The sequence below is a fragment of the Mycobacterium sp. 1245801.1 genome (assembly GCF_001673055.1).
In the GTDB taxonomy this organism is placed as follows: Bacteria; Actinomycetota; Actinomycetes; order Mycobacteriales; family Mycobacteriaceae; genus Mycobacterium; species Mycobacterium europaeum_A.
Map to the genome: position 1 here is coordinate 1 of NZ_LZKY01000402.1, position 15,104 is coordinate 15,104.

The 15,104-nt window shown below is 67.9% G+C and carries 12 protein-coding genes; 5 read left to right on the top strand and 7 right to left on the bottom strand.

What is annotated here, in order from left to right; genetic code table 11:
• Nucleotides 1-30: 30 nt before the first annotated feature.
• Entirely contained in the window at nt 31-1,791 is a 1,761-nt protein-coding gene (gene oxc / locus A5622_RS25515) for an oxalyl-CoA decarboxylase (protein ID WP_066882011.1), read from the bottom strand.
• A gap of 266 nt (nt 1,792-2,057) precedes the next feature.
• Here oxc and A5622_RS25520 point away from each other — a divergent pair, with 266 nt between their 5' ends.
• Complete coding sequence (locus A5622_RS25520) at nt 2,058-3,653, top strand: FadD7 family fatty acid--CoA ligase (protein ID WP_066882014.1); 1,596 nt, start codon at nt 2,058-2,060, stop codon at nt 3,651-3,653.
• Nucleotides 3,654-3,665: 12 nt separating this feature from the next.
• Here the strand turns inward: A5622_RS25520 and A5622_RS25525 are convergent, their stop codons facing one another.
• Nucleotides 3,666-5,834, bottom strand: a complete 2,169-nt coding sequence (locus tag A5622_RS25525) for an elongation factor G-like protein EF-G2 (protein ID WP_066882015.1) — start codon at nt 5,832-5,834, stop codon at nt 3,666-3,668.
• Between the two features lie 141 nt (nt 5,835-5,975).
• On the bottom strand, nt 5,976-6,401 hold the full coding sequence (locus tag A5622_RS25530) for a TIGR03668 family PPOX class F420-dependent oxidoreductase (RefSeq protein WP_066882017.1): 426 nt from the start codon (nt 6,399-6,401) through the stop codon (nt 5,976-5,978).
• A 175-nt stretch (nt 6,402-6,576) separates the two neighbouring features.
• Here A5622_RS25530 and A5622_RS25535 point away from each other — a divergent pair, with 175 nt between their 5' ends.
• From A5622_RS25535 to A5622_RS25550, 4 genes are all read left to right on the top strand, one after another.
• Nucleotides 6,577-7,659 (top strand): S1C family serine protease, encoded by a 1,083-nt coding sequence (locus A5622_RS25535; protein ID WP_066868122.1) that lies wholly within the window; start codon nt 6,577-6,579, stop codon nt 7,657-7,659.
• A gap of 120 nt (nt 7,660-7,779) precedes the next feature.
• Nucleotides 7,780-9,552: a maltose alpha-D-glucosyltransferase gene (gene treS / locus A5622_RS25540; RefSeq protein ID WP_066882100.1), complete on the top strand. Its 1,773-nt coding sequence runs from the start codon at nt 7,780-7,782 to the stop codon at nt 9,550-9,552.
• A gap of 49 nt (nt 9,553-9,601) precedes the next feature.
• On the top strand, nt 9,602-10,951 hold the full coding sequence (locus A5622_RS25545) for a maltokinase (RefSeq protein ID WP_066882019.1): 1,350 nt from the start codon (nt 9,602-9,604) through the stop codon (nt 10,949-10,951).
• A 47-nt stretch (nt 10,952-10,998) separates the two neighbouring features.
• Nucleotides 10,999-11,685 carry a YoaK family protein gene (locus tag A5622_RS25550; protein WP_066868128.1) on the top strand — a complete coding sequence of 229 codons (687 nt, stop codon included), beginning with the start codon at nt 10,999-11,001 and terminating at the stop codon, nt 11,683-11,685.
• Between the two features lie 57 nt (nt 11,686-11,742).
• Here the strand turns inward: A5622_RS25550 and ag85C are convergent, their stop codons facing one another.
• The 4 genes from ag85C to A5622_RS25570 all read right to left on the bottom strand — a co-directional run bounded on the left by ag85C (nt 11,743) and on the right by A5622_RS25570 (nt 15,088).
• Entirely contained in the window at nt 11,743-12,768 is a 1,026-nt protein-coding gene (ag85C, locus tag A5622_RS25555; protein ID WP_066868130.1) for a diacylglycerol acyltransferase/mycolyltransferase Ag85C, read from the bottom strand.
• A gap of 232 nt (nt 12,769-13,000) precedes the next feature.
• The gene (locus tag A5622_RS25560) at nt 13,001-13,819 is read right to left on the bottom strand and encodes an ABC transporter permease (RefSeq protein WP_066868134.1); all 819 of its coding nucleotides are present in this window, start codon (nt 13,817-13,819) and stop codon (nt 13,001-13,003) included.
• The gene (locus tag A5622_RS25565; protein ID WP_066882021.1) at nt 13,809-14,639 is read right to left on the bottom strand and encodes an ATP-binding cassette domain-containing protein; all 831 of its coding nucleotides are present in this window, start codon (nt 14,637-14,639) and stop codon (nt 13,809-13,811) included. Before A5622_RS25565 ends, A5622_RS25560 begins: the two co-directional genes overlap by 11 nt.
• Nucleotides 14,636-15,088: a MarR family winged helix-turn-helix transcriptional regulator gene (locus tag A5622_RS25570; RefSeq protein WP_066868139.1), complete on the bottom strand. Its 453-nt coding sequence runs from the start codon at nt 15,086-15,088 to the stop codon at nt 14,636-14,638. Before A5622_RS25570 ends, A5622_RS25565 begins: the two co-directional genes overlap by 4 nt.
• Nucleotides 15,089-15,104 lie beyond the last annotated feature (16 nt).

Sequence of the window (15,104 nt, forward strand, 5' to 3'; positions counted from 1 at the left end):
ACGAGTTCTTCGACGCGCAGCTGTTAGGGCTTACCCGCCGGCGTTGACCGCCGCAGGCGGTGTCGCCGCGCTGGCCGGGTTCAGGTTGGCCAGATGTCCGCTCTCCACCCCCGCCGCCGGGTCGAGTTCGCAGTCGATGATCGACGGCCCCCCGGCGCCGATCGCTTCGGCCAGCGCGGCGCGCAGCTCCGACGGGGTGGTGACGTGATATCCCTTGCCGCCGAACGCTTCCGCGAGCAGCTCGTGGTGCGCCCGGGCGTTCAACACGGTCGGTGCCGGGTCCGAGCCGCGCGCGGCGGTGCCGGGTGCGGCCTCGTCGCCGCGGTAGACGCCGCCGTTGTTGAGGATGACGACGGTGACCGGCAGGCGGTAGCGGCAGATGGTTTCGATCTCCATGCCGCTGAAGCCGAATGCGCTGTCGCCCTCGATCGCGACCACCGGTTTGCCGGTCTCGACGGCCGCGCCGATCGCATACCCCATCCCGATGCCCATCACGCCCCAGGTGCCCGTGTCGAGCCGGTGGCGCGGCAGCTCCATGTCGATGACATTGCGGGCCAGATCGAGCGCGTTGGCTCCTTCGTTGACGACATACACGTCCCGGTTGTCCTGCAGGACGGAGCGAATCGCGCCCAAGGCGTTGTAAAACCGCATCGGGTGCGGATCGTCGGCCAGGCGCTCGCGCATCTTGGCGTCGTTGCGGGCTCTGCGCTCGGCCAGCTCGCCGGCCCACTCCGGTGGCGCGGTGATCGGCCGGGCGGCCACGCCGTCACACAGTGCCGACAGCACCGAACCGATGTCGCCGGCCAGCGGCGCGGCGATGCGCTGGTTGCTGTCGAACTCGCAAGCGGCGATGTCCACCTGCACGAATTTGGCGTTCGCGTTCCACTGTGGCGAATCCCCATGGCCCAGCAGCCAATTCAGCCGGGCGCCGACCAGCAGGACGGCGTCGGCCCGCGCGATCGCCAGTGAGCGGGCTGCCGCGGCCGACTGCGGGTGCGAATCCGGAAGTAGGCCTTTGGCCATCGACATGGGCAGGAACGGAATGCCGGTGGTCTCGACGAACTTCCGAATCGCGTTGTCGGCCTGGGCATACGCCGCGCCTTTGCCGAGCACGATCAGCGGCCGCCGCGCTTGGGTCAGCACGTCCAGCGCACGGTCGATCGCGTCGGGCGCCGGCAGCTGGCGGGGCGCGGGGTCGACGACCCGCCAGATCGTGTCCGCCGCGGCGCCGGCGTCCATGGCCTGGCCCAGCACCTCGCCGGGGATGTCCAGGTAGACGCCGCCGGGCCGTCCCGAGACCGCGGTGCGAATGGCGCGCGCGATGCCGCGCCCGATGTCCTCGATCCGGCCGATCCGATAAGCGGCCTTGGCGAACGGCTTCGCGGCGTTGAGTTGGTCGAGGTCCTGATAATCGCCGCGCTGCAGATCCACCAGCGCTCGATTGCTGGAGCCGGAAATCTGAATCATCGGAAAGCAATTCGTGGTCGCGTTCGCCAACGCGGGCAGGCCGTTGAGGAAGCCGGGCCCGGACGTCGTGAGGCACACCCCGGGCCGGCGGGTCAGGAACCCGGCTGCGGCGGCGGCATTTCCGGCCGAGGTTTCCTGGCGGAAACCGATGTAGCGGATTCCGGACGCCTGCGCGACGCGGGCGAGGTCGGTGATCGGGATGCCGACGATGCCGTAGATGGTCTCGACGCCGTTGGCCTTCAGCGCGTCCACCACGAGGTGAAAGCCGTCGGTCAGGCGCGTCGGTTCCGGCGCCGGGATTCCAGATGCCGAAGCTGTGGACATGTGGCGACTCCTCGGATGCGTGCGGTCGGCGGGTGGGTGCGCCGGGGCGGGTACTGCCGTAGCCATCACTGTGGCCCCAGCGCACACCGCGTGTCCAAGACGAAGGCGCTATCCGGCGATTCGCGTTGTCTATCGTGCCAGGTCAAAGCGCTGTGAGGGCAGTTCGATAGCCGGCGGTTATCGATCGTGAGCGAATCGATATTGGACGGCCGAGAAGGCCGCGCGGCAGGGTTGGCATCGGCAGCCGAAGTGGAAGGAGTGCGGCGATGACATCCGAGGTGATTGACAGCGGCGAGGGGTTGACCGAATCCGCGAGCCCCCGCCTGGCGGACCTGGTCGAGGCGGCGGCGCACCGGTCGCCGGAGGCGCGGGCGTTGGTCGTCACCGCCGACCGCATACCCATCAACTATCGAGACCTGATCGGGCTGGTCGATGATCTGGCCGCCCAACTGAAGGCCGGTGGCCTGCGGCCGGGGGATCGGGTCGCGCTGCGCGCCGGCAGCAACGCCGAGTTTGTCGTCGGGTTGCTTGGGGCGTCGCGCGCGGATCTCGTTGCGGTTCCGCTGGATCCGGCTCTGCCCCTGGCCGACCAGCGGGCCCGCAGCGAGGCGGTCGGTGCCCGGGTGGTGCTCGTCGACCAACCCGGTGACGCCGACAATGATCCGGCCGCGCCGCCGTGGTGGCCCATCGCGGTGACGGTCGGGCCGGACGGCACCGCCCCGGCGGTCAGCCTGGACGCCGCCGCGGCGCCCCGTCGCGAGGTGGCCACACCGCAGGGGTTGCGCGACGACGACGCCATGATCATGTTCACCGGCGGAACCACCGGTGTGCCCAAGATGGTTCCGTGGACTCACCACAACATCACCGGGTCGGTGGCGGCCATCATCGCGGGGTACGGGCTGGGTCCGCGGGACGCGACGGTGGCGGTGATGCCGCTCTACCACGGGCACGGGCTGCTCGCCGCGCTGCTGGGCACGCTGGTGTCCGGGGGAGCGGTGCTGCTGCCGGCGCGCGGAAAGTTCTCCGCGCATACGTTCTGGGAGGACATCGAGGCCGTCGGCGCCACCTGGTACACCGCCGTCCCGACGATCCATCAAATCCTGTTGGAGCGCGCGCGAACCGAGCAGCCGGGCAGCACGCCCGCCCTGCGGTTCATCCGTAGTTGCAGCGCGCCGCTGACCGCCGAGACTGCCCAGGCGCTGCATGACACGTTCTCCGCGCCGGTGGTGTGCGCATTCGGGATGACCGAGTCGACCCACCAGGTGGCGACGACCGCCATCGACGGTGCTGGGCATAGCGAAAACCCCGGTGCCACACCGGGTCTCGTGGGCCGGTCGACAGGCCCGGAAATCCGGATCGTCGGGCCCGGCGGTCAGGCGCTGCCCGCGGAGGCCGTCGGCGAGGTCTGGCTGCACGGCCCCACCGTGGTGCGCGGTTACCTCGGCGACCCGTCCATCACCGCCGCCAACTTCACCGAGGGGTGGTTGCACACCGGTGACCTGGGCACTCTGTCGCCGGCCGGCGACCTTGTCATCCGCGGCCGGATCAAGGAGCTCATCAACCGCGGCGGGGAGAAGATTTCGCCGGAGCGCGTCGAGGGCGTCCTGGCCAGCCACCCCGGCGTGCTCGAGGTCGGCGTGTTCGGGGTGCCCGACAAGCTGTACGGCGAGGCGGTGGCCGCGGTGATCGTCCCCCGCGGGTCGGCCGCGCCGACGCCCGACGAACTGGCGGCGTTCTGCCGGGACCGGCTGGCGCCCTTCGAGGTGCCGGCCGAGTTCCAGCAGGCCGACGAATTGCCGCACACCGCAAAGGGTTCGCTGGACCGCCGGGCGGTGGCCGAGCGGTTCGGTCGCAAAGCCTGACGCGCAGGCGCCCTAAACGGCGGCGTTCACCCGGGCGGCCGCGGACTCCGGCATCGGTTCGTAGCGGACGAACGACCGGGTGAACGACGCCGCGCCGTGCGCCAGCGACCGCAGGTCGATGGCGTAACGGGTCAATTCCACCTGGGGCACCTCGGCTTTGACCACGGTGCGCTCGTTGCCCGCGGTGTCCGAGCCCAGCACCCGGCCGCGCCGGCTGGACAGGTCACCCATCACCGCACCGACGTAGTCGTCTGGCACCAGGACCGAGATCTCGTCGATGGGCTCGAGCAGCGCCACCTTGGTCGCAGCGGCGGCCTCCCGCAGCGCCAGCGCGCCGGCCATCTGGAAAGCGAAGTCCGACGAGTCGACGCTGTGCGCTTTGCCGTCGAGCAGCGTGACGCGGATGTCGACCACCGGGTAGCCCGCGTGCACGCCCTTCTCCATCTGGGCGCGCACGCCCTTCTCCACGCTCGGAATGAACTGGCGCGGCACCGCGCCGCCGACCACCTTGTCGACGAACTCGAAACCCGAACCCTCCGGCAGCGGCTCCACCTCGATGTCGCACACCGCGTACTGGCCGTGCCCACCGGACTGCTTGACGTGGCGGCCGTGGCCTTTCGCCTTGCCGCCGAACGTTTCTCGTAGCGGGACCCGCAGTTCCACGGTATCGACGGTGACCCCGTACCGATTGGCCAGCGCGTCGAGCACCACCCCGGCGTGTGATTCGCCCATGCACCACAGCACGATCTGGTGTGTCTCGGAGTTCTGCTCGATCCGCAGCGTCGGATCCTCGGCGGCCAGCCGCCCCAGCCCCACCGACAGCTTGTCCTCGTCGGTTTTGGCGTGCGCGGCGATGGCGACCGGCAACAGGGGCTCGGGCATGGTCCAGGGCTTCAAGACCAACGGCTCGGACTTGTCCGAGAGCGTGTCACCCGTTTCGGCGCGGCTCAGCTTCCCGATCGCGCAGATGTCGCCCGCGACCACCGTCGCCGCCGGGCGCTGCTGCTTGCCCAACGGGAAGGACAGCACCCCGACGCGCTCGTCCTCGTCGTGGTCGGGGTGCACATGGCCCTGAGAATTGGAGCCGTTGCTGGCACCGAAGAACGACGCAAAATGGCCCGACACATGGACCGTCGTGTCGGGCCTGATGGTGCCGGAGAACACCCGGACCAGGCTGACCCTGCCCACGTACGGGTCCGACGTCGTCTTCACCACCTCCGCGAGCAGCGGCCCGTCCGCGTCACACGTCAGGGTGGCGTGCGGCGCACCGACCGGCGTGAAGACCTCCGGCAGTGGGTGTTCCCTCGGAGACGGGAAGCCGCGCGTGGCGACCTCCAGCAATTCCAGGGTGCCGACGCCGCTGCCGCTGCAGACCGGGATCACCGGAAAGAACGAGGCCCGCGCGACGGCCCGCTCCAGATCCGCGATGAGCACGGATTCGTCGATGGCCTCGCCCCCGAGATAGCGCTCCATCAGCGACTCGTCCTCGGACTCCTCGATGATTCCTTCGATCAGGGCGCCGCGCGCTTCCTCGATGTGCTCGGCGTCGGAGGGATTGGGTGACCGCACGGTGCGTGTGCCGCCGCTGTATTCGTAGCGCTGCTGCGACAGCAGTCCGATCAGGCCGCTGCAGTTGGGCAGGTCGGTGGGCAGGTAGAGCGGTAATACCTTGTCGCCGAACGCATTCTGTGCGGCGGCCAAGGCCTCGGCGTAATTCGCGCGGGTGTGGTCGAGCTTGGTGATCACCACGGCGCGGGGCATGCCGACCTGGTTGCATTCCTGCCATAGCGATTTGGTGGGCTCGTCGACGCCCTCGTTGGCCGCGATCACAAACAGCGCGCAGTCGGCGGCCCGCAGCCCGGCCCGCAACTCGCCGACGAAGTCGGCGTATCCGGGTGTGTCGACCAGATTGACCTTGACACCGTCATGCGACAGGGACGCCACGGCCACGCCCACCGACCGTTGCTGGCGGATCTCGGCGTCGTCGTAATCGCAGACCGTGCTGCCGTCGGCAACCGAGCCGCTTCGGGTCAACACACCGGCGGCGACCAACAAGGCTTCTACGAGAGTGGTTTTGCCGCCGCCCGACGGGCCCACCAGCACCACGTTGCGGATCTCGTCCGGACCGGTCGCGGTGGGGGCGTTCCCCGCGCCTTGGGAAGTAGTTGTCCTGTCGGCCATGACTTTCCTCCAGGTTGCCCGGGCGCACCGTTGCTGACCTCGCTAGCACCTAACTAGCTACCATTCACCCAACTTCGGTAGACCACAAGACCGTCGGGCCAGATCGAGTGGCCCACGCGCCGCAGCCGGCCGAGCCGCCGGTCAGTAGTGCCAGCCCGACCAACGCTGCACCGCCACCGCGATCACCGGGCCGTCCAGCGAAACCGATTGGTACTGGGGATATTTCGCGCGCAGCAGTTGGTATCCGAGGTCGGCGTCATCCCCACCGGTGTGGATCGTGGCGACGCCGTCGGCGCGCACCCACCACAGCTGGGTCCAGTCGTCGGCGTAGTGATCGACCAGCAGGCTCACGCGGGGATTGCTGTCGATGTTGGCCAGGCGGCGCAGCCGCCTTGTCGTTTTCGGTTTCGCATCGACGGCCGTGTACACCACGTCGGATCCGTCCCGGGCATCGGTGGCGACCGCGAAGACCACCGGCACCACGTGCGGTTGGCCGCCGGGCCCGACCGTGGCCAGCCGGGCCACCGGGGACCCGGCGAAGCCGGTTTTGGGGTCGAATCCGCCCACCGGGTCAGCCTAGGACCTGGGGTTAACGACGGCGCGGGTGCCGACGAGGCCGATCACAACCTGACACATGCCATGCATAGCTACCTGCATTACGGTTATATACACACAAATGTGCCGCCAAGAGCTTGAGGCCGGGACAGTTTGTTCTCTACCGCAAAGCAGGAGGGTGACACCGATGAGCAAATCGCACCGCCGCGCGGTCCGGTGGTCATGGTTGGTCAGCGTGCTGACCGTGGTCGGACTGGGCCTCGGCTGGGGATCCGGTGTGGGCCTTGCGCCGGCGTCGGCGTCACCATCGAACCTGGCGCTGGATCGGTTCACCGATCGCCCCCAGGCGCCGCTGGATCCGTCGGCGATGGTGGGTCAGGTCGGGCCGCAGGTGGTCAACATCGACACCAAGTTCGGCTACAACAACGCGGTGGGCGCCGGAACCGGCATCGTGATCGACCCCAACGGCGTCGTGCTCACCAACAACCACGTGATCTCGGGTGCCACCGACATCAGCGCATTCGACGTCGGCAACGGGCAGACCTACGCCGTCGACGTGATCGGCTATGACCGCACCCAGGACATCGCGGTGCTGCAACTTCGCGGCGCGTCCGGCCTGCCCACCGCCGCGATCGGCGGCGAGGCCACGGTCGGAGAGCCCGTCGTCGCGCTCGGAAACGTCAACGGTCAAGGCGGTACCCCCAACGCGGTGACCGGCAAGGTCGTCGCCTTGAACCAGAGCGTCTCGGCGACGGACACCCTGACCGGCGCGCAGGAGAGCCTGGGCGGCCTGATCCAGGCGGACGCCCCGATCAAACCGGGTGACTCCGGCGGGCCGTTGGTGAACAACGCCGGGCAGGTGATCGGCGTCGACACCGCCGCCACCGACAGCTACAAGATGTCCGGCGGGCAGGGCTTCGCCATTCCCATCGGGCGCGCGATGGGCGTCGCCGGGCAGATCCGCTCCGGCGCCGGCTCGAACACGGTTCACATCGGCCCCACGGCGTTCCTCGGGCTGGGTGTGATGGACAACAACGGCAACGGCGCGCGGGTGCAGCGGGTGGTCGGTGCCGGTCCCGCCGGGGCCGCCGGCATCGCGCCCGGCGACGTCATCACCGGCGTCGACAACGTCGCGATCACCGGTGCGACGTCCATGACCGAGGTGCTCGTTCCGCATCACCCCGGCGACACCATCGCTGTGCACTACCGGTCCAACGACGGCGGTGAGCGTACGGCGAACATCACACTGGCGGAGGGTCCGCCGGCCTGACATCCACGCCGGCGAGACCCGGCGGTGGCCAATTCGTTTGTCACCGGGCGTGTTTCGTCACAAGCGTGTGGGCGTGATTCCGAAAGTCGCGCCTAGGGTACCCGTGGCATCGTGGATTTGATGAACGACGCAAGAGAAGCTGTCGAGCACCATCCCGAGGGGGGCAGTCACGTCCAGGACGGCGTAGTCGAGCACCCCGACGCCGAGGACTTCAACAACGCCGCCGCGCTGCCCACCGACCCCACGTGGTTCAAGCACGCCGTGTTCTACGAGGTGCTGGTGCGGGCCTTCCTGGACGCCAATGCGGACGGGTCGGGCGACCTGCGCGGGCTGCTGCAGCGACTGGACTACCTGCAGTGGCTGGGCATCGACTGCATCTGGCTGCCGCCCTTCTACGACTCACCCCTGCGCGACGGCGGCTACGACATCCGGGACTTCTACAAGGTGCTGCCCGAGTTCGGGACGGTCGAGGATTTCGTCGCGCTGCTCAACGCCGCGCACGAACGGGGGATCCGGGTCATCACCGACCTGGTGATGAACCACACCTCCGATTCGCACCCCTGGTTCCAGGAGTCGCGGCACGACCCCGATGGTCCGTACGGCGACTTCTACGTGTGGAGCGACACCAGCGAGCGCTACACCGACGCCCGGATCATCTTCATCGACACCGAAGAGTCGAACTGGACGTTCGACCCGGTGCGTAAGCAGTTCTACTGGCACCGGTTCTTCTCGCACCAGCCCGACCTGAACTATGACAACCCGGCCGTGCAGGAAGCGATGATCGACGTGCTGCGCTTCTGGCTCGAGCTGGGCATCGACGGGTTCCGGCTGGACGCGGTGCCCTACCTGTTCGAACGCGAGGGCACCAACTGCGAGAACCTGCCCGAGACGCACGCCTTCCTCAAGCGGGTGCGCAAGGTCATCGACGACGAATTCCCGGGCCGGGTGCTGCTGGCCGAGGCCAACCAGTGGCCGGCCGACGTCGTCGAGTACTTCGGCGACGCCACCACCGGCGGCGACGAGTGCCACATGGCGTTCCACTTCCCGCTGATGCCGCGCATCTTCATGGCGGTGCGCCGCGAATCCCGCTTTCCGATTTCGGAGATCCTGGCCCAGACGCCCGAGATCCCCGACATGGCGCAGTGGGGAATCTTCCTGCGCAACCACGACGAGTTGACGCTGGAAATGGTCACCGATGAAGAGCGTGACTACATGTACTCCGAGTACGCCAAGGATCCGCGGATGAAGGCGAACGTCGGCATCCGCCGCCGGCTGGCGCCGCTGCTGGACAACGACCGCAATCAGATCGAGCTGTTCACCGCGCTGCTGCTGTCGCTGCCCGGCTCGCCGGTCCTCTACTACGGCGACGAGATCGGCATGGGTGACGTCATCTGGCTGGGTGACCGCGACGGCGTGCGCACACCGATGCAGTGGACGCCGGACCGCAACGCGGGCTTTTCCAAGGCGAACCCCGGCCGGCTCTATCTGCCGCCCAGCCAGGACTCCGTCTACGGCTATCAGGCGGTCAACGTCGAGGCCCAACGCGACACCAGTACCTCGCTGCTCAACTTCACCCGGACGATGCTGGCGGTGCGGCGCCGCCACGAGGCCTTCGCGATCGGCAGCTTCGAAGAACTGGGCGGCTCGAACCCGTCGGTGCTGGCGTTCGTGCGGCAGGTGTCCGACGACGGCGACACCGTGCTGTGCGTCAACAACCTGTCGCGGTTCCCGCAGCCGATCGAACTGAATCTGCAGCATTGGAGCGGGTGCACACCGGTGGAGCTGACCGGACACGTCGAGTTCCCGCGCATCGGCCACCTGCCCTACCTGCTCACCCTGCCGGGACACGGCTTCTACTGGTTCCAGCTGACCGGATGCGAGGAGGACGCATGACGACCCCCGCGACGAGGCAGACTGGTGCTCATGAGGAGGAGTGGCGCAAATGACTCAGCCAGCCAAGCTGCCCTGGTCTGAGTGGCTTCCGCAACAACGTTGGTACGCCGGGCGTAACCGGGAACTGACGCGCGCCGAATCCAGCGTGGTCGTCCCGCTCGACGACGACCTCGACCTGGTCCTCGTCGACGCCGACTACGCCGACGGTTCCCGCCACCGGTACCAGGTGATCGTGCGATGGGATGCCGGACCGGTCTCCGAGTACAGCACCGTCGCCACCATCGGCTCCGCCGACGGCCGGACCGGGTTCGACGCGATGTACGACGCCGAGGCGCCGCGGTTCCTGCTCTCTTTGATCGACTCGTCGGCCGTGCGCAACGCGACGGGCACCGAGGTGAGTTTCGCCAAAGAGCCGGGCGTCGAGCTTCCGCTGGAGGCGATGGCGCATGTCTCGGACGCCGAGCAGTCCAACACCAGCGTCATCTTCGACCGCGACGCGATCTTCAAGGTGTTCCGGCGCGTCAGCAGCGGCATCAACCCCGACATCGAGCTGAACCGCGTGCTCGGCCGGGCCGGCAACCCGCACGTCGCGCGGTTGCTGGGCACCTACGAGATGACCGGTTCGGACGGCAGCGCCGACGCGGCGTGGCCGTTGGGCATGGTGACCGAGTTCGCCGCCAACTCCGCGGAGGGCTGGGCGATGGCCACCGCGAGCGTTCGTGACCTGTTCGCCGAGGGCGACCTGTATGCGTACGAGGTCGGCGGCGACTTCGCCGGCGAGTCCTACCGGCTCGGCGAAGCCGTGGCGTCCGTGCACGCCACCCTGGCCGAGACGCTTGGAACCTCGCAGGCCGTGTTCCCGGTGGACAACGTGCTGGCGCGGCTGTCGGCGACCGCGGCCCTGGTGCCCGAGCTCGAGGAGCACGCGACGACGATCGAAGAGCGCTTCCAGAAGTTGGTCACCGAGACGATCACCGTGCAGCGCGTCCACGGCGATCTGCACCTGGGCCAGGTGCTGCGCACGCCGGAGCGCTGGCTGCTCATCGATTTCGAGGGCGAGCCGGGACAGCCGCTCGAGGAACGCCGAGCGCCGGATTCACCGCTGCGTGACGTGGCCGGCGTGCTGCGCTCGTTCGAGTACGCCGCGTACGGACCATTGGTCGACCAAGCCGACGACAAGCAGTTGGCCGCCCGGGCCCGCGAGTGGGTCGAACGCAACCGCACCGCGTTCTGCGACGGCTATGCGGCCGCCTCCGGGACAGACCCGCGCGATTCGGCGCAGCTGCTGGCCGCCTACGAGCTCGACAAGGCCGTCTACGAGGCCGGTTACGAAGCGCGGCACCGGCCGGGCTGGCTGCCGATTCCGTTGCGCTCCATCGCTCGTCTCACCGCCCACTAGCGTTCGCGTGCGCTGCGCGTGCCGCGGCTGTCTGACAGCATGTGCGTGTGCCGAACGAGATCAACAACAGTGAGTCGCGGTTGTCGTGGGTGCTGGCGGTGCTGGCCGGGATTTTGGGGGCGACCGCCTATACGCATTCCGCCGGATACTTTGTGACCTTCATGACAGGCAACGCCCAGCGGGCGGCGCTGGGGTACTTCCGCGGGGACGTGGTGCTGTCGATCTCCGCGGGGGTGTTGATCCTGTGCTTCGTCGCCGGCGTGATCATTGCGTCGGTCTGCCGGCGCCATTTCTGGGTGGCGCACCCGCACGGGCCGACGGTGCTGACGACGTTCAGCCTGGCGGCGGCCACCGTGGCCGACGTCATCGACGAGGGCTGGACCGAAAACCTGCTCGATTTCGCGCCGATCATGTTGGTGGCGTTCGGGATCGGGGCTTTGAACACGTCCTTCGTCAAGGACGGTGAGGTGTCGGTCCCGCTGAGCTACGTGACCGGCACGCTGGTGAAGATGGGCCAGGGCATCGAACGCCACCTCGCGGGTGGGTCGGCGGCCGACTGGCTGGGCTACTTTCTGCTGTTCGCCAGCCTGGTGCTGGGCGCCGCCGTGGGTGGCTTCATCAGCCTGTTCGTCAACGGGACGTGGATGCTGGTGGTGGCCACCGTCGTGTGCGCGCTGACCACCGGCTACACGTACTTCCACTCCGATCGCCGGGCCCTGCTCAAGGAGGCGTGAGAAAAAGCATCGGCAGTAGCGCTGACCGGTGCGCTACTGCCGATGCTGGCCTTGGCCTCAGGCCGCGGGAGGGTTAGCGGTAGGGGCGCTAGCCGGCGCGGCGTTGACCGTGTTGAGGGTTTGCAGGATGTCGGGCTTCATCGCGACCAACTGCTGGTTCCAGTAGGGCCACGAGTGCGTCCCGTTGGCGGGGAAGTTGAACACCCCGTTGCGTCCGCCGGCGGCCACGTAGTTGTTCTGGAACTGCTCGTTGGTGCGCAGCGTCATGCCCTCCAGGAACTTGGCCGGCATGTTGTCGCCGCCGAGGTCGCTGGGGGTGCCGTTACCGCAGTAGACCCAGATGCGGGTGTTGTTGGCGACCAGTCGCGGAATCTGGACCATCGGGTCGTTGCGCTTCCACGCCGGGTCGCTGGACGGCCCCCACATGCTGTTGGCGTTGTAGCCGCCCGCGTCGTTCATCGCCAGCCCGATCAGGGTGGGCCACCAGCCCTCGGACGGGTTGAGGAAGCCCGACAACGCGGCGGCGTACGGGAACTGCTGCGGGTAGTAGGCCGCCAGGATCAGCGCGGAGCCGCCCGACATGGACAGCCCGACGGCGGCGTTGCCGGCCGGGGAGACCTGCTTGTTGGCCTGCATCCACAGCGGCATCTCCTGCGTCAGGAAGGTCTCCCACTTGTAGGTGTAGTTCTGTCCGTTACCCGAGGACGGCTGGTACCAGTTGCTGTAGAAGCTGGACTGGCCGCCGACCGGCATGATCACCGACAGGCCGGACTGGTAGAACTCCTCGAAAGCCGGGGTGTTGATGTCCCAGCCGTTGTAATCGTCCTGCGCGCGCAGGCCGTCGAGCAGGTACACGGCGTGCGATCCGCCGCCCTGGAACTGGACCTTGATGTTGCGGCCCATCGACGGCGAGGGCACCTCGAGGTATTCCACCGGAAGGCCGGGCTTGGAGAAGGCCCCCGCGACGGGGGAGCCGCCGGAGGCAACGGCGAGACCGGACAGCAGGGAGGCCCCCATGGCCGCGATCGCCAGTCGGCGCGGCATGGTAGCCGCTGCGCCACGCAACTTTTCGAAGAACGACATAGCTCTCTACCCATCCCAACTTTCATCTGCCGCATGGTGCGGTCGAATCTGTTCTCGGGGAGTCAAACACAGCGGGACGGATGAATTCGTTTGTCGCGGCCGGGATGTCCGATCGCGGTTGGCTAACGATTGGGCCTCGCACAGAAATCGTCACGGTCGGGTCACGATCGGCTCTCGAAACCGTGCACCTGCCTTGCGATGCGCTGGCGCATGCGCTATCGCCGGCGCCGGATCATGCCACCAAGCGACGCAAAAGCGTTGAGGCCGTGACGATTCCGAGCACCGCGGCGACCACCAGCACCGCGATGTCCGCGGGGTTGTATGGGGTGCCGATCAACAACGCGCGCAGCGCGTTCACCTCGTAACTGAGGGGATTGACCTTGCTCAGCACGTGCAGCCACGCGGGCATCACGTCGACCGGGTACAGGGCGTTGGATGCGAAGAACAACGGCATCGTGATCGCTTGCCCGATTCCCATCAGGCGGTCGCGACTGCGCACCAAGCCGGCCAGCGTCATGGACAGACAGGCGAAGAAGGCGGCGCCGAGCATGACGATGGCCATCGCCGCCACGATCCGCAACGGATTGACCGTCAGGCCGACACCCATCGCGTACGCCAGCGCCAGCACGCCGACCACCTGGGCCACCGACCGGACCCCGGCCGCAAACGCTTTGCCGGTGATCAGCGCCGAAGCCGGCGCCGGTGTCACCATGAGCTTGGCCAGCACACCGGCGTCTCGGTCCCAAATGATCTGTATCCCATAGAAAATGGAGATGAACAGCGCTGACTGGGCGATGATCCCCGGCGCCAGGAACGCCAGATATGACACCGATCCGGTGGGGATGACATGCAAGTGGCTGAACGTGGTCCCGAAGATCAACAGCCACAGCGCGGGCTGCACCATCCGGGTGACCAGTTCGGTCCGGTCGTGCTGCAACTTCTGCAGTTCGACGATCGCGAACGCCCCGATGCGGCTGGCCAACGCGCCGGCTCGTTGCCAGCCGTGGGGCGCGCGAAGCAGTGTCGAGCCGGCGGCGCTATCAACCGACACGGCGAGCCACCTTTCTGCTGGAACGGATTTCACGGATGGACCCGGTGGCTTCCGCGGGATCCGCGTCATCGGCCAGACCCGATGCCGCGTAGTGGCGGAACACATCCTCGAGCGTGGCGTTCGCAGACACCTTGGCCTTCAACCTGTCGGGTGTGCCGACCGCCCGCAATTGACCGCGGTGCATCAGCGCGACCCGGTCGCACAGCGCGTTGGCTTCCTCCATGTAGTGGGTGGTAAGCAGCACGGTCATGCCGAACTGGGCCTGCATCTTTTGCACCTGTGCCCACACGCCGTCACGCGCGATGGGATCCAGCCCGACGGTCGGCTCGTCGAGCACCAGCAGCGACGGGCGGTTGACCAACGCCTGCGCCACCTCGAGGCGGCGGACCATGCCACCGGAATAGGACGACGCCAGCCGGTCGGCCACGTCGATGAGATCCATGGCGACCAGCGCCTGATCGACGCGGTCGGCGCGCTCGGCGCGGGGCACCCCGTACAGCCGCGCGAACCACTGCACGTTTTGCCTGCCGGTCAATGCGGGCTCGATCGAAAGCTGTTGGGGCACATAGCCGATATTGCTTCGAATGTCGGTGGTCTGGCGGCGGGCGTCCATCCCGAAGATGCGCAGTTCGCCATGCTGCACCGGGGTCAACGTGGTCAGCATCCGGACCATGGTCGTCTTGCCGGCGCCGTTGGGCCCCAGCAGGCCCATGGTTTCACCGGGCCGTACCTGCAGGGTCACGTCATCGACGGCGGTGAACTGACCGTACCGGTAGGTCACATTTCTGGCGTCGACCGCCATCGGCAGCGATGCGCTCATGATCGCCGCTCACTCATTTTTCGGGTCATCGTGTCGAGGACCTCCAATCCCTTTGTCAAAGCCTCGATTTGGTCGTCGTCAAGCTCGTCGATCACCTCGGACAGCAACGCCCGCCGGGTGGCGCGGGATGCGTCGACGACCTGCTGGGCGGGCTCGGCCAGCCGCAGTTGGCACACCCGGCGATCGCTGTCGCCGGCAGTCCGCAGCAGCAGCCCGGCGGACACCAACTTGGTGACCAGGGTCGACGCGGTGTTGGGCACCAGGCCCAACTCGGCGGCCGCGGCGCTGACCGAGATCCCCGGCCGACGGCCGACCAGCCACAACAGCTCCGTCTGCGACTCCGACAACCGCGCCGAATCGAACCCGCGACCCGCCGACCGCCGGAGTTGCCGGCGAAACCTGCCGACGACGCCGAACAAGTCGCCGGCCACATCTGTGCGTGAGTTCATCTGCGCCCATAATACC